Raw genomic sequence first — 25,073 nt, forward strand, 5'->3', positions numbered from 1 at the left:
TCAGTGATCAGTAAACAGTGAACTGATCACTGATAACTGATAACTGATCACTGACTCCTCACTGCCAAAAGCGTTAGTATAAAAATAAATATAAATAATTATTAAGAAAATGACGCGAATTACCGTTATTGGTGCAGGGATTGGCGGACTAACGGCGGCGGCATTATTGGCGCGTCGAGGTTATCAAGTCACAGTATATGATCAGGCGCTTGTCCCTGGGGGTTGTGCCTCGACTTTTTCCCGTCGGGGTTTTACTTTTGATGTGGGGGCAACTCAAGTGGCAGGATTAGAAGTAGGGGGCATTCATCAGCGCATTTTTGCTGAATTAGGGATAGATTTACCCGATTCTGTCCCCTGCGATCCCGCCTGTGCCGTTTTTCTGCCGGGGGAAACCACTCCGATTAACGTCTGGCGCGATCGGCAAAAGTGGCAAGAGGAAAGACAAAAACAATTTCCGGGCAGCGAACCTTTTTGGCAATTATTACAAAAACTTTTTCAAGCAAGTTGGCGTTTTCAAAGTCGCGATCCAGTTTTACCCCCGCGCAACTGGTGGGATTTAGGGCAATTAATCGCCGCTTTGCGTTTAGATACTGCCATTACCTTCCCCTTTACTTTGATGACTGTGGGAGATGCTCTGCGATTATACGGCTTAGAGAGGGATAAACGCCTAAAAACCTTTCTTGATCTCCAGTTAAAGCTTTATTCCCAAGTTACTGCCGATGAAACTGCTTTACTTTATGCCGCCACCGCTTTAGCAGTTTCTCAGTCTCCCCAAGGTTTATCCCACCTTCAGGGTAGTATGCAAGTATTAAGCGATCGCCTAGTAGCAGCTTTGGAAAAATACGGCGGTAAATTGCAAATGCGCCACACAGTGGAAAAAATACTGACAGAAAAAGGAAAAGCCACGGGAATTATCGTCAGAAATCAAAAAAATGGTCAAATACATCCAGAAATGGCCGATGAGATTGTCGCTAATATCCCGATCCAAAATTTACCACAATTAATCGATCGCGAAGCCATTCCCAGTCTTTATCACCGGAGAATCGAAAAACTTCCCCCCGCATCCGGTGCTTTTGTGGTTTACTTAGGAGTTGATCGCGCTGCTATTCCCCCCGATTGTCCCCCCCATTTGCAATTCCTCTACGATGACGATGGCATAATCGGCGAAAATAACTCTTTGTTTGTTTCCGTGAGTAAAGAAGGGGATGGCCGCGCTCCAGTGGGAAAAGCGACGATTATTGCTTCTTCCTTCACCGATACCAGTCTTTGGTGGCGAAAAGGAGAAGATAATTATCAGCAATTAAAAGCAGCATACACCCAAGAGGCGATCGAGCGTCTCGGTAATTATTTCCATCTCAGTCCTGATCACATCGTTCACATCGAATCAGCTACTCCTCGCACTTTTGAACGGTTTACGGGGCGAAATCAGGGCATTGTCGGCGGTATTGGTCAAAGACTGTCCACTTTTGGCCCTTTTGGCGTAGCGACGCGCACTCCGATCCCCCATCTTTGGTTAGTAGGAGATTCCACCCATCCGGGAGAAGGTACTGCCGGAGTCAGCTATTCGGCGCTAACGGTAGTTAGACAGATTGAGAATCAATTATTAGCTTCTAGTTAAGTGGGTGGGTGGAATTAAATCCGACATTCCGCACATCTTCATATACCTTTATATATTTTTACATTCCCCAAGATGTTTTGACGAAAAAGCTTCATTGTAGAAACTACTATTGAGAACATTTTCAATAATTGATTTTTTCTGAGAAAACAAATTACAATTCTTCACCTTGATGAAAATCGATCCTTGTAGCTACAATCTTTACTGGCAAAGGGTTGTAAGCAATATGTTAGTAAAAATTATCAATTGAATGTTAAGAAGTGTGGAAAGTGGTTTGTAATTATTCTGTACAAAGATGAGAGGATTTTTCGTACCTGCTCTGATACTCTGGCTTTTATTCACCTTTAATGAGAGGAAATAACCTAGTGAAGCTCAATGCCCTTAATTCTTTAGCTTTCGCCACAGGGACAGCAACTCTACTGCTGGGTGGCGTGTCTTCTGTGAGTGCTTATACCATTTATACAAATCGGACTGCCTGGGAAGCGGCACTCGCCACTAACCCCTCGTACAAGATTACCACCGATACCTTTAGCAATACTATTTCTTCGGCACAGTCAATTACCCTAGATTCAGGGATTGTTTCCACTAATTCCGCTCCTCCCATACTGCCTAATCCTCCGTTTAATAACAACAGTGTCAATTCTGGTGTTTACGATAATGCTTCCGGTACACTTCCGGGTGCTTCTGATACCATAACCTGGCAGTTTCCTGCTACCGTGTTGGCTTTTGGTGCTGACTTTTTCCGCGTTGATGTGTTAACTGTTACTGGCAATTTTGATGGCACAGGAGACCAAACTATTTCTATCAATCCGACAATTGGTGGAGAGAATGGGTTTCTTGGTATTATCGGGACAGCAGAATTTAGTTCTGTTATCTTTGCCAATAATACAACAGGTGTCGATAGTTTTAGTATTGACAATGCTTCCTTTGCCACCAAAGTTCCTGAACCCAATGCGGTTGTTGCTTTCGCCATACTTGGGGGTAGTCTGTTGTTAATTAAGAAAGCCAAGGGCAGCTGACTGGCTGATAATCAGTGATCAGTGATCAGTGATCACTGATCACTGAAAAGATGGCAAGAAACTGCTATTTAATACTGCACACTTACCACATACTGCTCACTTAAAACTCAAATCTGTTAACTGATCACTGATCACTGTTATAAAGCGCCAGCTGCCGTGCGATCGAGTATTCCCGCTCCTAGATGAGAGGTAATATTAATTGCTTGCAGGACCGGCTGAGAGTCAACTCCTTTGGGATAATCGATAACACTAACCGCGCCATTTCCCTGTTTAATATTCCAGAAATTGGCGGGTTTTAAACCCAATAAATAACAAAGAATCACCTTATTAATGGCATCGTGGGCCACTACCATAATTGTCTTAGGACTATCGCTATTACTATAGGTTTTAACGATTTGCCGCCAACAAGCGATCGCTCGATCCCAAACTTCCTGTAAATTCTCCCCTTCCGGCATTTGCACGGTTTCTGGGGCATTTTTCCAGTCTTCTAACATCCCGGGGAAACTCGCTTCAATTTCCTCCTCTAATTTACCTTCCCAAAGTCCGTGACAGATTTCTGTCAGATCCACTTGGGTATCTAAGGTGACATTGGGGTGATATTGCAGGATAATTTGGGCAGTTTCCTTGGGACGGGACAAAGGACTGGTGACAGCGTGATCGATCGCCGTTTCTCGCAGAAATTCGGCGGCTTTCTCAGCTTGAGCTTTGCCATTATCATTGAGGGGAATATCGCGCACACCTTGAAAACGTTTATCCCGATTCCATTGGGTTTCTCCGTGACGCACCAGCAGCAGCCTAGAACCTTGGAAAGGAGGACGTGGTGGGGGTAAAGCTATCCCTAGGTGTGCCGTTTGATTGAGGGATTCCACCTGAACAGGATCACCAAAATTACGCGTAAAATTGAGAACATTAACACAACAGTTAGATTGTTGCAGGGAATGGTATAAGGAAACCGGAATACCGATGGCACTGAGGATTAAACAGCGATTAATGCCGTTATGGGCAACAATGAGGATAGTTTGGCCCTCGTGTTGGGGAATAATTTCTCGCCAAAAATCCTGCGCTTGTTGATATAGGGAGAGAACGGGATAATGTTCTTGACCATCGGGCAGTATCATCTTAAATTCGTGAGGTTTTTGCTGCCAATCCCGATATTCTTGGGGGTATTGAGCTTTTACCTCCTCTTTGACCATATTTTCCCAGATAGGCAGATCGATTTCTAGTAACTGCGGAGTGGGTTGAATGACGGGAGAGTTATTTAAACGAGACTGAATCACCTCAGCAGTAGATTTGGCTCTTTGGAGAGGACTACAGTAAAAAGCGGCGATATCGATTTGACTGAGGGCATTTCCTACTTTTTCCGCGTCCAGATGGCCTTTTTCCGTCAAAACCGAGCCATCACTGCGACCTTGTATTTTCTGTTCTGCATTATAACTGCTTTGTCCATGACGAACAATAATCACACGGGTAGCCAAGCGGTTCAGTCTCCTTAACTAAAAGTCTCAATATCAGATTACAGGCGATCGGGATCGGAGTACAAATCAGTGATCAGTGATCAGTAATCAGTAATCAGTGATCAGTAATCAGTGGAGACTGTTAAGTAAACAGTGGGTAGCATCGATCATTTGTACTAAAATTTCCTTATGCAGTTTCAAGGCAGCACAGCGTATCAAAACTTCCTGACATGAAAATCTCTTGGGGATCAAGGGTTTGGCGGTTTTATCAAGAAATCATGACAAAGTACTTGGTCAAAATCGGAATCTTACTGTTTAATAGGTATTTATAACAAGCGATCCCCTTGATCCCCATCGAGTGGATCTCTCGTTCACACAGCAATCGATGAGTAGTTAGAAGGATTACCCAGATAACTGCTTTTGCAAATGCTCAAAAACATTTGCCGTCGTAACTAATCGGAGAGTGTCAACTCATGGTCCCAGAATACCCCCCCTTAGATGAGATGACCTTGCGGCAACTACGACGAGTTGCCAGTCAATACAGCATCTCTCGTTACAGTCGGATGCGGAAAACGCAATTAATCGAGGCAATTACCCAAGCTATGGGAGTAAGCGGCAATTTTAAATCTACTATTAAAGAGGAAAAACCAGTGGAAGCAGCAAAATTTGAATTAGGTCAAGCTAACCCGATCGAAGATATCCTAGGTTCAGTGGATGATGGTTTAGGAGATCTGCCCGGTGGCTACGGTGAAAATCGCATTACCCTCCTACCTCGCGATCCTCAGTGGGCCTATGCTTACTGGGATATCCCCAACGAATCGAAAGAAGATCTACGTCGTCAAGGGGGACAACAGTTAGCCCTGCGTCTTTATGATGTCACCGATATCGATCTCAATAGCCAAGGCGCCCACAGTGTCCAAGAATATCTCTGTGATGAATTGGCCCGGGAATGGTATTTACCGATCCCGGTCAGCGATCGAGATTATGTTATCGATATCGGTTATCGTTGTGCTGATGGTCGTTGGTTAGTTTTGGCCCGTTCTCCTTTAGTGCGGATTCCTCCCGTCTATCCTTCCGACTGGATTGAAGATGTTTTTGTCACCGTTAACTGGGAAGAAGAACTGGTGGGCAAAACTGTTTACGAACTCGTTCCCCCCAGCAAACGCTACGGCAGCAGCGCCGGAACCACGGGAACTAGCCCCATCTACGACCAAATTTTCGAGAGTGTCGGCGACATCGAGGCCCTACGGGTGGCCGGTTCCTTGTTTGGTTCCATGCAGCACGTCGCTGGTTCCGTACCGATGTCGGAAGTGATCAGTTCTTATGTATTCCCCTCTGGAGTTGGTATGTGGGCAGTTCCCACGGTATCGGGACTAACCGCTTCCGGTATCGGGATGACTGCTTCTGGTATCGGTATGGGTGCTTCGGAAACCCTACAACGTCCGCGCAAATTCTGGTTAGTTGCCGATGCAGAATTAATCGTCTATGGTGCCACCGAACCAGATGCCACCGTAACTATCGGTGGTCGTCCGATTAAACTCAATCCCGATGGCACTTTCCGCTATCAGATGTCCTTCCAAGATGGTTTAATCGATTATCCGATTATGGCCGTGGCCGCCGATGGTGAACAAAATCGTTCTATCCACATGAAATTTACCCGGGAAACCCCCTCTCGCAATACCAACACTAAAGATGAGGCGGTTCTAGAATGGTTGTTCTAGATTGGGTTTTCTAACGTTACCAAAGCCAACCTAATTACTTCCCCCTAACTGAGATTTAGTTAGGGGATTTTTTTTGGGGGTTGCTTGCCGCTATCAACTTCTATTCCCAAATCTGACAGCTTAAATCGCCCGATTTTTGGGAAAGACGCAGATTTTCACCGTAATCGACGGGAACATCGATCACCGTAGGGACATCTTGCCGGAAAGCCTCCTCTAGTGTCGGGATCAAATCCTGAGTAGATTCCACCCGATAGCCTTTTAATCCCATACTTTCAGCAAATTTAACAAAATCGGGATTACCAAACTTAATAAAAGAAGATGTCCCAAAATAGTTTAACTGCTTCCATTCGATTAAACCGTAACCGCCATCATTAAAAATGAGAGTGACGAAGGGAGTTCCCACCCGCAAAGCTGTCTCCAACTCCTGACAATTCATCATAAAACCGCCGTCCCCCGTCACCGCCACAATGCGCTTATTGGGATAAACTAACTTAGCGGCGATCGCACCAGGGATAGCAATACCCATAGCGGCGAAACCGTTAGAAATAATGCAAGTATTGGGACAATCGGAGTGATACTGGCGCGCCATCCACATTTTATGAGCGCCCACGTCACAAATAGCGATATCTTCCGGTCCCATCACCTGACGCAGATCGTAGATCAATTTTTGTGGCTTGATCGGAAAACCCGTATCATTGGCATAGGTTTCGTAATCAGCCCGAATTTCCGTCTTTAATCCCGCGGTGACAGGAGTTGGTTTATTCTGGCGATCGGCCCGTTTGAGGATATCGATGAGAGAATCGGTGATATCACCCACCACTTCCACCACCGGGGCATAACTGCTGTCAATTTCCGCCGGAGTCATGCCGATGTGAATAATCGGTAATTTCCCCTCTGGATTCCATTTTTTCGGCGAATACTCGATTAAATCGTAACCAACAGCAATAATTAAATCACTGCGATCGAAGGCACAACTAATCAAATCCCGTTGCTGTAATCCTACCGCCCAAAGAGCCAGAGGATGGGTATAGGGAATCACCCCCTTACCCATAAAAGTGTTAGCCACAGGGATATTCAAGGCCGTGGCGAATTCCGTTAAAGCCTCACTAGCATTAGCGCGAATTGCCCCATTTCCCGCCAAAATCAAGGGATTTTTGGCTTTAGAAATCACTGCCGCCGCCATATTCAAAGTCCGATAGGAAGCGTAAACTTTTTCCTGACTGTCGAGGGGCAAAGGACTACCATCGGCAGGCATAGCGGCGATATTTTCAGGAAGATCGATATGAACTGCCCCCGGTTTCTCACTTTGGGCGGTTTTAAAGGCTCTCCGTACCACTTCTGGGGTGATACCTGGCCGCACGATCTGTTTATTCCATTTCGTCACTGGGGCGAACATGGCCACCAGATCCAGGTATTGATGGGATTCAATGTGCATCCGATCGGTTCCCACCTGGCCGGTGATGGCCACTAAGGGCGCCCCATCCAAGTTAGCATCGGCTACCCCTGTCATCAGGTTAGTCGCCCCCGGTCCTAAGGTGGAGAGACAAACCCCCGCTTTTCCCGTCAAGCGTCCGTAGACATCGGCCATAAAAGCCGCGCCCTGTTCGTGACGGGTGGTGATAAATTTGATCGAGGAGTTTTTCAGGGCTTCCAAAACATCGAGGTTTTCTTCCCCGGGTAGCCCAAAAATATACTCGACCCCTTCATTCTCTAGACATTTAACTAGAAGTTCGGCTGTGTTTAATTCCCCCATAGTTCCCTCCTGTAGAGCTTACTTCATCAGTAAAGTCTCTAGAGATAGTTCATCCCGGCGGATTGAGGTTGTTGCGCTCAACTCGTCGGGATGATATCAGTAGACTATATGTACCAATGTAGCTGACTAAAATTTTGTTTAAGTCTATCCATATACCATTGTGACTTAGATCTTGACCCTTGGCAGATTATTTATTAGCACAATGGAGGGGAATTTTTTTTAGACCGTTAATTCTTCGGCGGCGTGGGCTAGTTGGGCGGCGACTTTGGCTAAATAGGGACGACTTAACCACCAGATAAAGGGGGACAGCCAACCGCGCAGGGTGACAGAATAGGAAATATAAGTACCACAGAGGGTTGATTCCACTTGGTAGGTCATTTTTTGTTCCATGCCGGGGATAGCGAGAACTCTGAGGCTGAGGAGTTCCCCGGGGCGGACATTTTCCACGAAAACCCGGATAGGAATGGGAGTCAGACGGGTGACAGCTTGATAGATTAACCCCGGTTTAGCGATTAAACCCAAGGGAACATCAGCCTTGGCGATCAAAGGATGCCAAGAGACATCGGCCACATTGATTAATTTTTGCCAGAGGACATCGACGGGGGCGCTACTGACCACCCGATAGGTTTTGTAGAGTGAAAACTTACAGAATAGTCTGCCTTTGGCCGCTACAATCCTTAGGGAAAAATTGAGAATCACCGATTGCCTCCCGCAAAAATAATCCAGGGAATCTTCTATTCTAGAAAATAAATGGCTTTCCGGGAGTGTGAGCTTTTTATAATTTTAACTTAGTGTCAGCAGAAGTCCCTCGCTTAAGTGCGATCGGATAAAGGCTGACTTTGTATATAGACAATTCTCAAAAACTGAGCCACAACAAACAGATCTCGACCACTATTGCTTACGCGATAACCGAGCTTCGGCGGGTCGTGTTACCAGAAAAAGTATGGGTCTTTTAGCAAATTAAATTGTATTCAGTGCAGATAGAGCATCAAGGATGAAGGGAAATCCTGTCAGAGAAGCAACCCTCTGGGGGTGTTAAATTCTTAAACAATTCATCTAATTTGACTTCCAAGCTTTCTTTGACTACTGTTGAGGTTACTGCTGCCATGATTTTTCAATCATATACGACCTCTTCATTCTAGATCATTTGCCTTTTTCTCTATTTAATTTGGTATGTAACCAACAATTCCCGACAGAGAAGTCATCATAATCGGTCAGAAACCGGACCTAGCCGCCTCTACCGATGATGGCGTGGAGGATCGCCTCGGTGGTGTTATCCTTGACATCAGCGATCACTATATCGACGAAAGTAGTCGTCTCAAAAGCTACCTCGACCTTTAGCCCTGGCGGAAAACTTTCCCGTCAGCGAGCGATCGCATTTTTCATCGTCTCTCCAGAGGGTTATCAATAAAAGCGCTCGCTATTTACAGGCCATTACTGCGATTGTGTAGGCGTTATTATTCATCCCGTTAATATTAAAATTAATCTGATAGGGCTGTCTACCCGTGGGTGATTGGAAGGGTAAAGAATAGGTTTCACCCCGTTTCATTTCGACATTTTTCTGGAAGGCACTATTAACCGAATTATCGGGATACTTGAGATTGATCGTTACTCCGTATTTGCCATCGTTTTCGGGAACCATGACCCCTTTAAAAGAGGCAAATTTCACCCCGGAGGGAACGGCGAAATCGGTGTTAAAGTTATTCTTTCCTATGGCATCGATCTGTTTGCGGATATGGGTCTGATTAGTGGCTACTTCCTTGAGGTACTGACAGTTTTTCGGAAGTTCTGTAGCCTGATCTTTAGTAGCGGCAACAACCCCTATCGAGGTCAGTCCGAGGATTAAACCGACACAGAGAAGGCTGAAAGTTTTTGTCAACATGATAGTTTTTCCCGTTAAGGTTTTCTAAAATTGGCTCTTCGGGGACGATTAAAGATAATTAAGCCTTAATTGTCCCGCCTTGACTTTTTCCGTGACCAAAGTTCTCACTAATTCTAATTCTTGGCGCGGTACTTGGTCATTATCGCTCGCAGTGGAGCGAGTTCTCCTGTTTCTTCTGGGGTTAATTTCTGTGCGTCAACCCGTGAGATTTTCAGAGAATTGCTCCTCGTTTACTACTAATATTTAACGTTGGCAGGCTCGGAGAAACTATCAAAATTCTGCAAATCTAACTTTTATTTTGTTAAGAATTATCTCGCAAAGTTGCCGACGGACACTCACCGAACATTTTCTTATAATCTTTGGCAAATTGACCCATGTGCCAGAATCCCCACTGTAGGGCGATCGCACTAACGGTAATTCCTTGACCCGCAGACGCTTTTAGTTGTCGTCGTACCCCGTTAAGACGTTGAATTTTGAGATAAGTCGCCGGTCCCAGGCCAAAACATTCCTGAAAACCGTAACGGAGGGTACGTTCACTGATGTGCAGTTCTTGGCAGAGATCGAGGATCGAGAGGGGGCGATCGAGATTGTCCAGTAAGATCTCCTCTGCTCGCTTAATGTAGGGATGTCGTATTGAAGGGCGCAGCGGCGGATCGTTTTGATGGGAATCGAGTACATCTAGAACCAGAGAGATAAAATCCTCTCGGATCAGCGATTGCATAGCTGGCTCTAGAATTGTCTGGGGTTGTCTACAGAAAAGCTCAAAAATATATCTTAAATGAGAGCGGAATCGTCTCAGGACAGTCGGCTCTGGTTGAATTGCCAGGGTTGAATCCGTAATTAAAGATGCTACCCCGAGCCGATCGGTTTGTTCGGCCTGGGAAAACAGAGAATCGTTATCGATAGTAACCAGAGCGAGGGGCAAGTTTCCCGATCGAAGCATATCGATCCCCCTGGAACTTTTCTGCAAGAGAGCGGAATTCGACGATAAAGAATACCCGTGCCACTTGAAGACTCGGGGTGTAGACAAGGGTATCCCGACGGTGATTGTCCCGGGAGGAGAATCCCCTTGAGAACGAATTCCTCGATTGTAAATCGGTCGGGCGAATTGTATGCCCCCGACTTGAGCTACGAACAGTTCCCCCTCGAAAGTTCCCGCCTCGATCGGTCGATGAACCATGTCCCAACGAAAAGCTCTCATCCGCGACCCTAGTTCATCGATATCGTGAAAAGTAATCGTCTCGATCAGGGGCTGTAAATTGATATTCATTTTGTCTGATTTGGGATAGCGAAATTATTAAAAATTATTAAGTATTATTAAGAGTTATTCTCTTGTAAATATGCAGGATACCTCACTAATCTTAATTGTAGAGTTTTTTGGCTTTTATGGGTTAATAACGTCAGACTCTGACTTTTTTCCTTGATTGAAAGAAATAGGGGTTTCTCGTTATCCGCAATATTTTTTAAAATTTATGGTCAATTCTTAATAAAAAAATTACCGAAAAGTTCTATCTATAAGTCTAAGTTTGCCATTTTTTGATAGCGATCGCTCTTAGCAAGCGTCTATAATAGTCTTCTAGAGGCTAATAGATAGAAACTCGCTGTTTATTCAAGCAAGAAAATTTAGAAAGAAGATAGGAGATAAATACCCTTAAAATTAATTAGCAGGAGGAAATATTACCAATTAAAGGTTCGCTGCTATGAAATTCCGTCAATTGATGCGGGCAACAGAAAATAAATACAATCGGCTGCTGGCAAATCTAGTCTTGCTCTACATTATTTACCCATTTTTAGTATATCTACCCCTGGGAGATTTGCTGATTTTCTTTTTCTTCTCCCTCTCCCTGATCATCGCCGTCTATCAGATCGATCGCAGTAAATTGGCTTTAAGATGTAATATCAGTCTGTTTGTAATTGCACTTATCCTGAGAGTATTCGGCAGGATTATCCCTATTTATAGCGATTTAACCGGTTGGTTCGATCTGTTTAGTACATTAATTTCTCTAGCTTTTATTAGTTTATGCGTGTACTCGATTTTACGAGAATTAATTCTCGCCGAACAGGTAACATCCGATATCATCAAAGGTGGAATTTGTGTCTATTTTCTCCTAGGATTTTTCTGGGCATCCGGTTATAGTATCGTCCAGATTTTCGAACCCGATTCCTTTAGCTCCGCCGCTAAAACCGTCAACCAGGCGGATATAATTCATTTCAGCTTTACTACCCTAGCTACGGTTGGCTACGGTGATATAGTTCCTACCAGTAAAGTCGCTAGAGTTCTAGCCAATTTAGAAGGAATGACTGGAGTTCTCTATCCCGCCGTTTTTATCGCTCGTTTAGTCAGTTTACACAATGGTCGTTAACCAAAACAATCCAGCGCCTTGGAGAATATTAGATGATTATGCGTCGCTTTATGCCGATTCTTTCTTTACTTTTGCCTTGGGTCACTGCCGCAGGAGTCTTGGCGGAAATACCGACTCTATCCCAGGAAATCCGCCCAAAAACGGCGGAACAGGTGATCGAGCAACTCTGTGCTAATTTAATCAAACAGCGAGCGTTCACCGTCAATATGGATGTCACCTATGACGATGTACTCGACTCTGGGGCAAAAGTTCAGTACAGTGCCTATCAAAACATCTGGGTAGAGAAACCCGATCGCCTGCGCTCGGACTACACTGGGGATGAACGAGTTACCCGCTTTTTTTACGATGGTAAAACCTTCACCCTTGCGGATCTGGAACGGGATCTATACGTCACGAAACCAGCACCAAATACTCTAGATGAAGCCTTAGACCAAGTAGAGCAAAGGTACGGGATCAGCATTCCCATGTCAAATCTGGCAGCGAACGATCCCTGTGCAGAGCTAATGGCCGATGTCAAGCAAATTATTTTTATCGGCAACGACATGGTCAACCGCGAACCGATGTATCACCTGCTGCTGATTGGTAGCGATCGCGATTATCAAATCTGGGTCACGCAAGATGCCACCCCCCTACTGAGGAAAGCGATTATCACCTATAAAACTCTACCCGGTTCACCCCAGTACACGGCAATATTATCCGACTGGAATTTTAATCCCAGTATAACCGCCGATACTTTCACTTTCCAACCGGGATCAGAGTCGATCGGGATCGAACTTCTACCCCCTAGGAATAATCAATCCCAGCCATAAAAAAATCAAGGAGTCCGGGCCATGAAAAGATCTTTATGTCAAAACTTATGTGTTCTTGCCGCCCTCCTTTTGGGTACAAGTTTACTGATCACGGATTATGTGGACGCTCGCGGTGGCGGTGGCGGCGGTAGTCGTGGCGGTGGCGGTGGTAGTCGTGGCGGTGGTGGAGCTTCCCCACGGGTTAACCGCAGTAGTGATCTGCAAAACCGAGGGAATTTTAGTAATCGTTCCCAACCCTCTAGAGATTTTTCTGGAAGACAGGGAGAACGGCAAACTAATCAACAAAACCGTCAAGGGGAACGCAGCGCAAGACAGGGTGAACGGCAAACCAGTCAACAAAACCGTCAAGGGGAACGCACGGAAAGACAGGGTGAACGGCAAACCAGTCAACAAAACCGTCAAGGGGAACGCACGGAAAGACAGGGGGAAAGACAGAACGAACGTACTGAAAGAACCGATATCCGTCAAGGGGAACGCACGGAAAGACAGGGTGAACGGCAGCAGCAGGTTGGTGATCGCCAACAGAACCGTCAGAACTTTATTGACGATAATCGCAACGGTTACTGGCGTGGTGGCGGTTGGTACGGTGGCGGTTATTACGTCCCCCCGGGTTGGGGTTGGGTGGGGTTGACCACTGGCCTAGTCATCGGTTCAGCGATCGCCACTCTCCCCCCCTACTACAATACCGTCTATGTGGGTTCTACTTCCTACATTTACTCGGACGGCATCTATCTTCAACCTAACGGTAGTTCCTACACGGTGGTGGCCCCGCCAATCGGCGCAATTGTCACCTATATCCCAGACGGCTGCACTACAATTACGGCTGACAATACGCTTTATTACAATTGTAGCGGTATCTACTATCAGCCCCTGTTTGAGAATGGTTCCACGGTTTATCAGGTGGTTCGCTTCTAATCGGTTTCTTCTTCATCAATAATTGCCGATCGATCTAATAATAATAAATCTCGCAGGCGATCGGTATCTAATTCTGTTAACCAATTTTCCCCAGCATCTACGGTTTGTTCCGCTAATTGTTTCTTGCTTTCGATCATCTCATTAATGCGTTCCTCTAGGGTTCCCGTACAGATGAATTTATGCACCTGAACATTGCGTTTTTGTCCGATGCGAAAAGCGCGATCGGTGGCCTGGTTTTCTACTGCTGGATTCCACCAACGATCGATATGAAAAACGTGATTAGCGCGGGTTAGATTTAATCCTGTTCCCCCTGCTTTCAGGGAGAGAATAAAAATCTTCGGTCCTTGGGGATCATTTTGAAAGCGCTCGATCATTTCTACCCGATCTTTTGTTTTGGTAGAACCGGAGAGAAATAATATTTCCTCGGCTAATTTTTTCTGGAGATGGGTTTGTAGGAGTTTTCCCCACTCGGCAAATTGTGTAAAAATTAAAGCTCGATCGCCTTCTGCTATCACTTCCTCTACCATGGCTTCTAAGCGTAATAATTTACCCGATCTTTGACTGGTTTCTAAACTATTTTCTTTCAAAAAATGGGCGGGATGATTACAAATTTGTTTTAGTTGCATTAGCAAGGTTAAAATTAATCCATGTTTCTGAATTCCTTGAGTTTCTTCAATTTTCTGGAGCGTTGTCTCGACTAATTGTTGATAAAGTTGTCCCTGTTCTTTCGATAAACCACAAAAAATATTCATTTCCTGTTTTTCTGGTAAATCTTCAATAATATTTTTATCGGTTTTTAATCTCCGTAAAATAAAAGGACGGACGAGGGAACGCAAATTATGCAGGGATTCTTGATCGCCGTATTTTTCAATGGGAAGGGCAAAACGACGCTGAAAAAAGGATTGAGTTCCTAAAAAATTGGGATTGAGAAAATCCAAAATTGACCATAATTCCGTCAGGCGATTTTCTACGGGAGTTCCCGTTAAGGCAATCCGAAATCCTGCGGGTATTTTTCGCACTGCTTGGGATTGTTTAGCCGTAGAGTTTTTAATATTTTGAGCTTCATCTAAAACTAAACCTTGCCATTGTACTGCTTCTAAACTGGACAGATCACGATAGATTAAAGGATAACTGGTAATAACAACCGATTTATTTTTTACCTCTTGAGCAAAAGCTTGACCTTTTAATCTTTTTTCGCCATGATGCACAAAAACCGCCAGGGTGGGAGCAAATTTTCTTAACTCATGTTCCCAGTTATTAACCACAGAAGTGGGAGCAACTACTAACACGGGGTTAACTAACATATCGTCTTCTTTTAATGCTAGTAAAAAAGCGATTAATTGCGGGGTTTTTCCTAAACCCATATCATCCGCTAAACAAGCACCTAAACCCCACTTTTCTAGGAAAGCTAACCAACTAACTCCCTTGAGTTGATAGGGGCGTAATTCTCCCCGAAATTCCCGCGGTGGGTTGATTAATTGAATCCCTTGATTGTTATTTAAATTATCAATTAATTCCTTTAATGCTCCCTCCGCTTGGAAATTAACTACCGGCAGTTTAGCAATTAGATTATTATCTCCTGAACTCAAGCGCAGGGCATCCTCCACCGAGAGATTAAGGGGAGCGATGGTATTATTTAAAATTGCCTGAGCTGCTTTAACATCCGTAGGTTGTAGGATTAACCATTTGCCCCCCACTTCCACCACTGGCGATTTTTTCTCTAATAACTTATCAAAATCTTTTTTCGATATTTCCTGTTCCCCTACCACTAATTTAAGCTGAAAGTTTAATAAACTGGTTAAACTTAATCTTTCTCCTTTCTTGGGAGTTACACTGGCAGCAATCTTAATTCCTAATCTTTGTTCATTACTACCAGCAGTTAACCCCGTTGGCAAAATTACCCCTAATCCCTGCTCTTGCAATTGCCAAGCGATCGAGCGAATAAACTGATAAACTTCGATCGAATCAAGAGAACATTCCTCTGGGTGTCTTTGCTCTAAACTAATTCTAATCGGTTCGTACAATCGCGATGCTAATCCCAATCCTTTTAAGAGAATTTCTTGGGGATTATTGACAACTCTTTGATAACTATGATAACTTTCTTTCCCCTCTAACCAAATCAACTTGGCACTAATGAGAAATTCGGGATCATCTAACGCTTGTAAATAATAGGTGAGTTTCCACGCTGTTCCCAGACTGGGAGGTTGTAAGGATAAACAGACACGGTATTGATTCTCGATTAATTGGCGATTATTGCCATTAACTAAACTTTCTTGGATAGGAAAAACCCAGTTATTATAAGCATTTTCTAGACGCTGTAAATTCTTGGCTTCCAAAGCAATGTCATGATGATCACCGCTTAAAGATTGTAGCCAGGGTTTTACCATCAATGAGGGGGAAATATTAACAGTACTATCTATTTTTTGTCGTAAACGAGCATCGACAATATTTTTTAAGCAATCGAGAATAATTGTTTGGGGTTCGCTATTTTCTTGATAAGCAAGACAAACCGGGGGGATGGTTTGGATAAACTTAGCTAAACGAGTGCGATCGATGGTACTATCTAACAGGGGATACCAGCAACTTTCACCCTGATTTATTCCCGCTAAAAATTTCCCTCTTGCTAATAAATCTAAACTCCAACGGTGCAAATACAGCCAAAATCGTAGATCATTGCCGATAAATTCGGCCTTAGCTAGGGGCAATTTCTCCCATAACTGTACTATCATCCCCGCAGAAAAAGTTAATCCTGATATCTGCCATGGTTGCCAAGACAAGGATTTAGTTGAGGGTTCGAGAATTTGCCCAGACAGCAGCGGTAAAAAATATTTTTTCTTAGGGGGAGAATAACTAGGGAGACTGAGCTTGATTGATTCTGGAGAATACTGGTTAAGCTGAGGAGAAAATTTCTCGATAAATAGGGCTAATTCCCCAGATTCTAGACAAAAAGGATGATTTTCCTTTGTTTCACTTAATTCCTTCCCTTGCCACTGTTCACCCCAAAGAAAAAAAACACTATCCTGCGAACCAATCAGCCAATTACCGTGTAGAGTAGTCATTATGAAATAGGGAAATTCCTTTAAAAAACTTGCTGTTGAAAAGGTAACAAATCTCGATTTTGTCGCTTCTTCTGACGTTAAGAGCCTCTAATCTTCTATTTTAGTGGACAAGGGCTGATTTCTCAAGCAGAATCTAGTTAAGCGATTAGCCCCGATCAAATGGTTATTATCAGTAATAATAAATAGATTTATTTTTAAACTATGTACAAATTGATCGCCCTCACCCTCGTCCTCAGTCTTCCCCTTAACTTGTCCCTAGTTGGTCAGACGGAAGATTTAAACCACCTACAGCAATTATTATCCACCCGAAAATGTCCCCAATGCGATCTGAGCGGTTCGGGGTTAGTGCAATCGAATCTAGTCGGGGCAAAATTAAATGGGGCCAATCTCGTCGGTGCCAATCTTAGTCAAGCTAATTTGAGTGGAGCGGATCTGAGTGGTGCCAATTTAACCGGAGCCTCTCTTTTTGGTGCTAATCTGACTGGAGCGAACTTAACTGGAGCAATCTTGACGGGTGCGGATTTAAGAGGTGCTTATCTCAATAATGCTAACCTCGACAACACCAAACTAGACACTGCCTATGTACAGGGTGCGGTGGGAATTCCCAGTAGTGCTGGTACTCCTGAACTATTCTACGGACTAGGGATGGTGGAAGGAAAACAGGGACGCACCAGCGCCGCTATAGAAAATTTTAATAAGGCCTTGACAATTAACTCAGAATATGCTCCAGCTTATCTGGCCCGGGCCATGGCTCACTATCGTCTGGGACAAAATGCTCTAGCGGCCCAGGACGCTCAAATGGCTTCGACTCTCTTTGAACGACAAGGTAATACCCCCGGTTACGAAGCGGCAGAGAATTTTATTAAAGGCATGGAAATCGCCCTAAAACCGCGAGAACAAGGTGGTGGCAACGCTCAATTAGACCAAATGGTGCAGGGGATTGGTTCTCTGCTCTTACAGTTTGTTTTACCCGCTTTGGGACTGTTTTAGTCCTCGTCCGCTGGCTCTTCTAAATGTTCCGAGACCGCGTAATAAAGGTCAAGGACATGATGATCGGCAAGACGATAAAAGACTCTCCGTCCCTGTTTTTGGTATTTAACTAATCTTAAGGCTCTTAGGGTTCTTAACTGGTGGGATACGGCTGATTCACTCATCCCTAAATCGTCGGCTAAGTCACAAACACATAATTCTCGTTTGGCTAAAAGCGATAGAATTCTTAGGCGGTTGGCATCCCCCAAAAGGCTGAAAAATTCGGCCATTTTTTGGGCTTTTTCTAGTTCTAATCCCTGCAAGTGCTGGAATTTCCCCTCTTGGTGATGGGATTCCCCACAAACCGGTGCTATTTTCTCTATGGCCATGTTTTTTCCCGATCGGTTTTAAGGAAAAGTTGAGAAAGGGAGGTATCGATCGAATCTTCAACCCCGATACTTGTCCCTTTCTCCTCAATAACTAAATTTAACCGCAACCACAGCCTTTGTGTCCACAGCCTTTTTCGTTAACGTGACCATCGGCACAAGCTTGGCAACAGTAGTATTGATCGTTTTTTTCGATGGCATCGGCGATCGATACTACACACAAACAGGATTCACAAGCACATTTCATGGTGGTGACAGCGATCATGGTTACTACCTCGGAACTTCTTTACTGACTTTAGTATAACATCTGAACAGATGTTCATGGATTGAATAAAGTTAAATTTTTCTAAAACTCAGACAGGAAAGTTGAGGCCGTTATCTCAAGGGTGAGGTGGGAAGTTATCAGTGATCAGTGATCAGATTTGAGTTTTCAGTTTGCATATAGAGCTTTTCACGTTACTGAGGTATCGACAAGTTTTGCCAACAAAGAGTTTAAGCCCCTTGCCCATGCCTCATTCTGATGAAAACTGCTATATAATCTAAGGTAGAAAAAAGTTAAATACTGACTAAACCGCCCAATCATAACAACTGAGCCGACAAATTCTGATGTTATTAGCATTAAAAGAACTAACTGTTACCCCAGGCGACCGCCTGTTGTTAACTTCACTCACTTGGCAAGATTATGAAAAAATTCTTGACGAATTGGGAGAGCGACGGTCAATTCGTCTATCTTATAGTCAGGGAACTTTAGAAGCAATGACTCCTCTTTTTATTCATGAAAATACCAAAGTTTTAATCGGGGATTTGGTTAAAGTTCTCCTAGATGAATTAGCGTTAGACTATGAACCCGCCGGATCAACAACCTTTAAAAATCAGCAAATGGATCAAGGAATAGAACCAGATGAGTCTTTTTATATCGAAAATTGTGCCGCTATTCGGGGAAAAACGCGCCTTGATTTGGCTATTGATCCCCCTCCCGATTTAGCAATTGAGATTGATATTACTAAGCGAACCCGATTTAATAATTATGAGCGATTGGGTGTTCCTGAATTGTGGCGATATAATGGAGAGAGACTGGAAATCAATGTTTTGCAAGGATCAGAATATGTTGAATCTTGCCAAAGCCGACTATTTTCTCAATTTAATCTAATAGAAAAAATTCCAGGAACGCTACAAAATAGTCAAAAAATCGGTAGTGCCATGGCATTAAAACAATTCCGAATTTGGGTCAAGCAAACGCTTAATCCCTGACTTTAAATGGACAACGAAGTCAGGGAACTGAGGTTTCCTACTGTCTTTTTACTGCTCACTGATTACTGTTTTTAGACGCAGAACGGCCTACCAACGATCGCCAGCATCGTAAATTGTTAAACGTCCGACTCCTAGAGCTAATCCGGGAGAATTGTCTCCGGGGGGATAAGCAGTAATTCCAAACTGATAGACACCACCATAATCGGGATTTCGTACTGGTTTCAGACCGATAGAAACGGTATTACCGGGGGGGACAGGAGGATCAAAAATGACCGTAATCGTCTGAGTATTGGGGTCAAAGGTAGTGGATTTTAGGGTTAATTTTTCGCCTCGCTGATTGCGATCGCCAAGAGAAGCAAAAGTTTGATCAACAAGAAAAGCAATAGTTTGAATATTAGGCTGCTGTTGTATGGTTACTTTACCCAAGAGCGCCCCGAGAGACGGCGGTAGAGCGATGGTAAGATAGTATTTTGCCCCCCAAGCACGCACGGATTGGAAAGTAGCGAAGAAATTAACCAGAGTGGGAGAACCCTCAAAAAATACTCTGCCATCGGGAAATTGTCCTGCGAGGGAAACAGAAGCATCAAAAGCGAGTATAGCAATCAAAGCGAGTTTAGATAGACTTTCAATCTGTTTTAAAGGCAAAAAAGGAATTTTCAAGGTAAAAGCTACTATAAAATATTGATTGTCAAGGGCAATTATACCAAATTCACTTAACCCTAAACCTCTGCCATTATCAGTGATCAGTTATCAGTGATCAGTTATCAGCTTTTTTCTCCCCACTCCCCCACCCCCAACACCCCACACCCCACACCCCACTTCATAATTTATAATTCATAATTCATAATTTATAATTTATAATTCATAATTCCCCAACCCCCAACTTGCAATGTATCTCGAACACCTACACCTTCACAGTTTTAGAAATTATGCCGAACAGGTGCTAAAATTCGAGTCCAAAAAAACAATATTATTGGGCAATAATGCTCAGGGAAAATCCAATTTACTAGAAGCGATCGAACTTTTGGCCACTCTCAAGAGCCATCGAGTCAGCAAGGATCGGGATCTGGTGCTAGAATCGGACTCAGAGGCGAGAATTTTTGCTAGGGTTAATCGTCTTTATGGCGCATCAGAATTAAGTTTAATTCTCCGTTCTTCCGGTCGTCGCACCGTGGTCCGTGATCGTCAACCCCTGCGCCGTCATCTCGATTTTTTGGGCGTGATTAATGCGGTACAATTTTCTAGTCTCGATCTGGATTTAGTGCGTGGTGGTCCGGAAGCTCGCCGAGATTGGTTAGATACTTTATTAATTCAATTAGAACCCCTATACGTTCATATTTTACAGCAATATAATCAGGTTTTACGACAAAGAAATGCTCTCTTAAAAGAGATTCGTAAACAGGAATTAGAGGGCAAAGTTTATGCAGATTTATCCCAACTAAAACTCTGGGATTTACAACTAGCAGAAACTGGTTCAAGAGTGACGAGAAGAAGGGCGCGAGTCCTGCAAAGATTAATTCCTTTAGCCCAAAAATGGCACGAAAGTATTAGCGGAAAAACCGAATTTTTAGAATTACAATATGTTCCCAATGTGCCTTGGCTAGAAGATGATGTCAATGAGGTACAAAGGGCTTTTTTAGATAAGATTGAAACCCGTCGTTTGGCAGAGAAACAACTAGGGACATCGGTAGTCGGTCCGCACCGGGATGAAGTGGATTTTTTAATTAACCAAAACCCCGCTAAATCCTACGGTTCTCAAGGACAACAAAGAACCTTAGTTTTAGCCTTGAAATTAGCCGAATTACAGTTATTAGAGCAGATTATCGGGGAACCTCCTCTACTACTCCTCGATGATGTTTTAGCCGAATTAGATATCGAACGACAAAATCAATTATTAGATGCGATCGAAGACCGTTTTCAAACTTTAATTACCACCACTCATCTCAGTTCTTTTGAGTCCCGTTGGTTGCAATCTTCCCAAGTATTTTCTGTCAAAAAGGGACATATTTTTTATTAACCTATAGTCTCTCTTTGTTTTGCTCTTTGTCTGTATATACCCATAATTCGATCCCCCCTTAATCCCCCCTTAATAAGGGGGGTGTCTGACAGTTTTTAACACCTAACTACTTAATAAAACAGGCCTGCGGCCTGTTTCACTATTAGATTAAGAATAATTAATCCTACCTAATCTCGCGGACTACCGGCTTACCGTCGACAATTTCACCGACGAGAATCAGATCAGCAACCCCGACAAATAAACCATTTTCTAAAACCCCCGGCATATTATTAATAGTTCTTTCCAAATCAGCCGGATCATCGATACTATCAAATTTAACATCGATAACTAAATTGCCTTGATCTGTCACCACGGGGCCAGCTTTTTTCACTCCCATGCGCAGGGAAGGTTTACCACCGAGGGCCTCTAATTTCAGCATCACCGGAGTCATGGCCATGGGTAACACTTCCACCGGCAAAAGAAAAGTCGATCCCAGCTTATCCACCAGCTTATTGCCATCCACTACCACGACGAAAATATCGGCGAGACTATCGACAATTTTCTCCTGAGTATGGGCAGCACCGCCGCCTTTAATCAGGTTTTTCTGGGGATCCACCTCATCGGCCCCATCGATAGCGATATCCATCTTCACGATGACATCGAGGGTAGTCAGAGGAATTCCGTACTTCCTAGCCAAAACTTGCGCTTGAAAAGAAGTGGGAACCCCGACAATATTGCTGATTTCCCCGCTTTGCAGTCTAGCGCCCAGATATTCGATCGCGTAGGCCGTTGTTGAACCAGTTCCCAACCCCACGACCGAATTAGATTGAACTAGATTAGCGGCGGCTTTACCGACCTCCTGTTTCATGATAATGACCGGATCGATTGCTGTCATGATGCACATTCCTAAAAGCGATGTTTTGAACCTCTTAGTTATCGGCTATCCCTTGCCCTCTTGTCAATGCAATTAGGGATTAGTGGCCTGAGCTGCTAACATTTCCTTGAGTTTAGCCAATTCATTAGCCCAACGGGGATCTGGCTGTAAAGCGTCACCATCGCCGGTAACTTTCGGGGTACTACTGCCACCCCGTTCACCCTTGCGTTTTTTGCCGCTGCCGCCACCGGATTTGCGCGGTGTTGCCGTCGTCGGTTTCGGAGTCGGTCTTTCGACTTTTTCGGGGGTTTCTACGCTGGCCTCCGTGCCTTCTGCTTCTTCTCCTTCTTCTTTACCTCCCTTGCTGCGGGGGAGAGCTTTCTCGATTTTGATCGGGTTTTCCATGAAGGATTGGCCGTTGTATTTTTCGATAAACTGGTCGGCTAGTTCATCGCTAGGGACGGTAACGAAGGCAAAACCGCGACATTTGCCAGTTTTGCGATCTTTGATGACTTTAGTGGTAATCGTCTCCCCTTCATCGGCAAAAAGCGCCTGTAATTTTTCGCGCTCGACGGATTCTTTGGGCAAATTACCAACATATAGACGAATGGACATGATGGATTCCTCCAAGTATAGGTTGATGTAAAAACTTGTGCGACATTCCCTGCCTGTATGCTGATTTTTTTAAGGCAAACAGAGCTAAGGAGGATGTTTCCCAGCGATAAGCTTGTAGTTTCTGCACGATAGCGGCTGTGGCCGTCAATTTCGACTATCCTTAACGATTTCAACGAGAGGGACGGAATCTAGGGGTTACGTTTTTTAGCTGTTAACAGGGCTAACCATTCAACTTACCCGATTTATGCCGCTCTCTTCGATTATTACAGAATGTTTACACAATTTGTCAAATATTTTCTCTCGCTCTGGGCTGCCTAAGTATAACTACTTAAGTATTTGTTCACAGTAAGCAAAATTTTATTAAAACTCTTGCTAAATGTATCATTATATGCTTCTTTCCTTTTGGCGGCGGGGTATCCTAGCTAACGGGAGGGAAAAAGCAAAACCCTCTTTACAGATACATTGACACTTTGTCAAGTATTTGTTACATTAGTTAAAAAAGGTGATACCGATCACCCATCTCGCTTGTTATCAACCACTGTCTTCATCGAGGAGGAACACCATGTCTCAACCGATCGAACTTTCCTTAGAACAACAGTTCAACATTCGTTCTTTTCAGACTCAGGTAGAAAAAATGAGTCAGGAGCAAGCGCAGGATTTCCTGATCAAGCTCTACGAACAAATGATGGTCAGAGAAAATATGTACAAAGCTTTTCTCAAACACCAGTGGGGTCTAGATTCTAATCCCTGGGCTCCCCAATAACTCATTTCACCCCTGCGGGCGACCTCTTTCTCCGGCTGGGTTTCTCCGGAAACGAGCTAGGGATGCGGGGCGCATTTCTTCACTTTTTTAGCTATTCTTAGGGAAGAATAACCGAATTGCTAGGGGTTAATTTATGTTCGAGCGCGCTTTGATCTGTACAGATCTTTTCGATGGTCTCCATCGTCTTGTCCATTGTGTGCCACACTTAGCCCTGAGCGGCTTAAAACAAGTTATCTTCCTCCACAGTATTCCGGTTTGGGAACAACCCACCCTAGCTGCCGTAGATCAAGGAAAAATTGACGCGGCTAAAGAAAAATTATCCCCAGCTTTAGCAAATATTCCCGACGGTATGACAGTTAGTCTGGAAATCTCTAACCGTCGTCCCGTGGATGCCGTGCGGGAAATCCTCGCGCATCACTCTATCGACGTAATTTTGATGGGCAATCCCAGGCGCGGCGCTGTCCAAGAAAAATTATTCGGTAGTACCAGTTTAGCGATCGCAGCTATGACCGATATTCCGCTGCTGATTTTCCGACCGCAATTATTATCAGTTTATACTCACGATGAATTAGCCCTGCGCTGTCAGCATCTCTGGAAACATTTATTAATTCCCTACGATGGCAGTCCCGACGCGATTTATCTAATTGAACAGATAGAAAAATACGCTCAAACTCGCGCCCCTGGCTCTTTTGAGCAATGTCTCCTCCTCCGGGTAGTGGAAAATATCAGTCGCGATCCCGGTGTCACCGAATACCGTTTAAATGATGCCCGTCGGGAATTAGAATCGGTGCAAGTGCGACTAGAAAAACTCGGTTTGCAAGTACAGAGCGAAGTGCGACAAGGAACACCTGTATTAGAAGTTTTGACGGCAGCAGAAGAAGATGATATCAGTGCCATCGCAGTGGCCACCTGCCATCGTTCTAATATGTTGGAATGGTTAGCCGTGCGTCGAATTAATGAAGATATTCTTCATCAACTGTGGTTTCCGCTCTTATTTTTCTCCCCCAAGGGATAAGCTAGAAAAAAGATTATCTTGGGGATAAACCACAGAGACACAAAGGACAGAGAGAAGAGCCGAAAATTTTTTGGGAAAATTAACTTAAGTAAGTAGTTATAATTAAATTAAAAATAGATTTTGCCTCTGATCCCCCCTGCCCCCCTTAATAAGGGGGGTGCCGATCCCCCCTTAATCCCCCCTTGATAAGGGGGGTGTCTGACAACTTTTAACAACTACCTACTTAACTGCTCGATTAATCCAATAACTTTAGCCTTAATTTCATCGCGAACTCGGCGAAAAGTTTCGATGGGTTGACCATCGGGATCATCAATTAGCCAATCCTCGAAAATTTCCTGTAAAACCCATCCTTCCGGCAGATTGACACCGCAACCACATAGGGAGATAACGGCATCGTAATCTTCAGGATTAAAATCCCTAATTGGTTTAGAAGTTTGGTCAGTAATATCGATACCAATTTCCTGCATAACTTCGATTGCTCCGGGGTGAACTTTGGCCGCTTCTAATCCGGAACTGGTGACAGCAATTTTTCCCGCGCCTAAAGTTTTAGCGAAACCTTCGGCGATTTGGGAACGACAGGAATTTTTTCTACAGGCAAACATAACTTTTTTCAT

General features: G+C 44.1%; 24 protein-coding genes. 12 read left to right on the forward strand and 12 right to left on the reverse strand.

Translation table 11 applies throughout. The features are described 5' to 3' along the window. Positions 1–109: 109 nt before the first annotated feature. Both crtD and IM473_RS02960 read left to right on the forward strand, forming a co-directional pair. Positions 110–1,618 (forward strand): C-3',4' desaturase CrtD, encoded by a 1,509-nt coding sequence (gene crtD, locus IM473_RS02955; RefSeq protein ID WP_287657198.1) that lies wholly within the window; start codon positions 110–112, stop codon positions 1,616–1,618. A gap of 344 nt (positions 1,619–1,962) precedes the next feature. Then, positions 1,963–2,634, forward strand: a complete 672-nt coding sequence (locus IM473_RS02960; protein WP_353738131.1) for a PEP-CTERM sorting domain-containing protein — start codon at positions 1,963–1,965, stop codon at positions 2,632–2,634. Between the two features lie 137 nt (positions 2,635–2,771). Here IM473_RS02960 and IM473_RS02965 read toward each other — a convergent pair whose 3' ends face one another. After that, positions 2,772–4,109 carry a histidine phosphatase family protein gene (locus IM473_RS02965; protein ID WP_287657200.1) on the reverse strand — a complete coding sequence of 446 codons (1,338 nt, stop codon included), beginning with the start codon at positions 4,107–4,109 and terminating at the stop codon, positions 2,772–2,774. Positions 4,110–4,561: 452 nt separating this feature from the next. Here IM473_RS02965 and IM473_RS02970 point away from each other — a divergent pair, with 452 nt between their 5' ends. After that, the gene (locus IM473_RS02970; RefSeq protein ID WP_287657201.1) at positions 4,562–5,809 is read left to right on the forward strand and encodes a DUF4912 domain-containing protein; all 1,248 of its coding nucleotides are present in this window, start codon (positions 4,562–4,564) and stop codon (positions 5,807–5,809) included. A gap of 100 nt (positions 5,810–5,909) precedes the next feature. Here the strand turns inward: IM473_RS02970 and IM473_RS02975 are convergent, their stop codons facing one another. After that, positions 5,910–7,562, reverse strand: coding sequence for an acetolactate synthase large subunit (locus IM473_RS02975; protein ID WP_287657202.1), 1,653 nt, complete (start codon positions 7,560–7,562; stop codon positions 5,910–5,912). A 219-nt stretch (positions 7,563–7,781) separates the two neighbouring features. Continuing rightward, positions 7,782–8,261, reverse strand: coding sequence for an SRPBCC family protein (locus IM473_RS02980; protein ID WP_158201537.1), 480 nt, complete (start codon positions 8,259–8,261; stop codon positions 7,782–7,784). Between the two features lie 544 nt (positions 8,262–8,805). Between IM473_RS02980 and IM473_RS02985 the strand changes: the two genes are divergently transcribed. Beyond that, on the forward strand, positions 8,806–8,973 hold the full coding sequence (locus IM473_RS02985) for a hypothetical protein (RefSeq protein WP_287690346.1): 168 nt from the start codon (positions 8,806–8,808) through the stop codon (positions 8,971–8,973). A 9-nt stretch (positions 8,974–8,982) separates the two neighbouring features. On the opposite strand, the gene IM473_RS02990 is transcribed toward IM473_RS02985, so the two are convergent. Both IM473_RS02990 and IM473_RS02995 read right to left on the reverse strand, forming a co-directional pair. Beyond that, entirely contained in the window at positions 8,983–9,444 is a 462-nt protein-coding gene (locus IM473_RS02990; protein WP_002800691.1) for a hypothetical protein, read from the reverse strand. 301 nt (positions 9,445–9,745) lie between these two features. Beyond that, positions 9,746–10,714: a helix-turn-helix domain-containing protein gene (locus IM473_RS02995; RefSeq protein WP_287657204.1), complete on the reverse strand. Its 969-nt coding sequence runs from the start codon at positions 10,712–10,714 to the stop codon at positions 9,746–9,748. A gap of 430 nt (positions 10,715–11,144) precedes the next feature. Between IM473_RS02995 and IM473_RS03000 the strand changes: the two genes are divergently transcribed. From IM473_RS03000 to IM473_RS03010, 3 genes are read left to right on the forward strand one after another with little or no spacing between them, the layout of a single operon-like run. Then, positions 11,145–11,807, forward strand: a complete 663-nt coding sequence (locus IM473_RS03000) for a potassium channel family protein (RefSeq protein WP_287657205.1) — start codon at positions 11,145–11,147, stop codon at positions 11,805–11,807. A 32-nt stretch (positions 11,808–11,839) separates the two neighbouring features. After that, on the forward strand, positions 11,840–12,616 hold the full coding sequence (locus tag IM473_RS03005) for a DUF2092 domain-containing protein (RefSeq protein ID WP_287657206.1): 777 nt from the start codon (positions 11,840–11,842) through the stop codon (positions 12,614–12,616). Between the two features lie 21 nt (positions 12,617–12,637). Then, on the forward strand, positions 12,638–13,531 hold the full coding sequence (locus IM473_RS03010; RefSeq protein ID WP_287657207.1) for a DUF6515 family protein: 894 nt from the start codon (positions 12,638–12,640) through the stop codon (positions 13,529–13,531). Here the strand turns inward: IM473_RS03010 and IM473_RS03015 are convergent. After that, on the reverse strand, positions 13,528–16,590 hold the full coding sequence (locus tag IM473_RS03015; protein WP_287657208.1) for a sll1366 family intein-prone helicase: 3,063 nt from the start codon (positions 16,588–16,590) through the stop codon (positions 13,528–13,530). The two genes, IM473_RS03010 and IM473_RS03015, sit on opposite strands and share 4 nt — an antisense overlap. 201 nt (positions 16,591–16,791) lie before the next feature. Between IM473_RS03015 and IM473_RS03020 the strand changes: the two genes are divergently transcribed. After that, a complete protein-coding gene (locus IM473_RS03020) occupies positions 16,792–17,580 on the forward strand; it encodes a pentapeptide repeat-containing protein (RefSeq protein ID WP_287657209.1) in 789 nt (262 codons plus the stop codon). Here IM473_RS03020 and IM473_RS03025 read toward each other — a convergent pair. Then, positions 17,577–17,948, reverse strand: coding sequence for an ArsR/SmtB family transcription factor (locus IM473_RS03025; protein WP_287657210.1), 372 nt, complete (start codon positions 17,946–17,948; stop codon positions 17,577–17,579). The genes IM473_RS03020 and IM473_RS03025 overlap by 4 nt on opposite strands. 97 nt (positions 17,949–18,045) lie before the next feature. Next, positions 18,046–18,210 carry a metallothionein gene (locus IM473_RS03030; protein ID WP_158200921.1) on the reverse strand — a complete coding sequence of 55 codons (165 nt, stop codon included), beginning with the start codon at positions 18,208–18,210 and terminating at the stop codon, positions 18,046–18,048. Positions 18,211–18,551: 341 nt separating this feature from the next. On the opposite strand from IM473_RS03030, the gene IM473_RS03035 reads away from it, so the two are divergent. Then, positions 18,552–19,196 (forward strand): Uma2 family endonuclease, encoded by a 645-nt coding sequence (locus tag IM473_RS03035; RefSeq protein WP_287657212.1) that lies wholly within the window; start codon positions 18,552–18,554, stop codon positions 19,194–19,196. An 87-nt stretch (positions 19,197–19,283) separates the two neighbouring features. Here IM473_RS03035 and IM473_RS03040 read toward each other — a convergent pair whose 3' ends face one another. Then, the gene (locus IM473_RS03040; protein ID WP_287657213.1) at positions 19,284–19,856 is read right to left on the reverse strand and encodes a DUF2808 domain-containing protein; all 573 of its coding nucleotides are present in this window, start codon (positions 19,854–19,856) and stop codon (positions 19,284–19,286) included. Between the two features lie 229 nt (positions 19,857–20,085). Here IM473_RS03040 and recF point away from each other — a divergent pair, with 229 nt between their 5' ends. Continuing rightward, positions 20,086–21,213: a DNA replication/repair protein RecF gene (recF, locus tag IM473_RS03045; RefSeq protein ID WP_287657214.1), complete on the forward strand. Its 1,128-nt coding sequence runs from the start codon at positions 20,086–20,088 to the stop codon at positions 21,211–21,213. Positions 21,214–21,376: 163 nt separating this feature from the next. Here the strand turns inward: recF and rpiA are convergent, their stop codons facing one another. Both rpiA and IM473_RS03055 read right to left on the reverse strand, forming a co-directional pair. Next, positions 21,377–22,087, reverse strand: coding sequence for a ribose-5-phosphate isomerase RpiA (gene rpiA, locus IM473_RS03050; protein ID WP_287657215.1), 711 nt, complete (start codon positions 22,085–22,087; stop codon positions 21,377–21,379). A 72-nt stretch (positions 22,088–22,159) separates the two neighbouring features. Next, positions 22,160–22,681 carry an RNA recognition motif domain-containing protein gene (locus IM473_RS03055; RefSeq protein WP_287657216.1) on the reverse strand — a complete coding sequence of 174 codons (522 nt, stop codon included), beginning with the start codon at positions 22,679–22,681 and terminating at the stop codon, positions 22,160–22,162. Positions 22,682–23,243: 562 nt separating this feature from the next. Here IM473_RS03055 and IM473_RS03060 point away from each other — a divergent pair. Next, the gene (locus tag IM473_RS03060) at positions 23,244–23,444 is read left to right on the forward strand and encodes an NblA/ycf18 family protein (protein WP_002739006.1); all 201 of its coding nucleotides are present in this window, start codon (positions 23,244–23,246) and stop codon (positions 23,442–23,444) included. 133 nt (positions 23,445–23,577) lie between these two features. Next, positions 23,578–24,459, forward strand: coding sequence for a universal stress protein (locus IM473_RS03065; protein ID WP_287657217.1), 882 nt, complete (start codon positions 23,578–23,580; stop codon positions 24,457–24,459). A gap of 215 nt (positions 24,460–24,674) precedes the next feature. Here the strand turns inward: IM473_RS03065 and arsC are convergent, their stop codons facing one another. Beyond that, positions 24,675–25,073: an arsenate reductase, glutathione/glutaredoxin type gene (gene arsC / locus IM473_RS03070; RefSeq protein WP_159292536.1), complete on the reverse strand. Its 399-nt coding sequence runs from the start codon at positions 25,071–25,073 to the stop codon at positions 24,675–24,677.

It is taken from the genome of Microcystis sp. M015S2 (assembly GCF_020245945.1).
Classification (GTDB): Bacteria; Cyanobacteriota; Cyanobacteriia; order Cyanobacteriales; family Microcystaceae; genus Microcystis.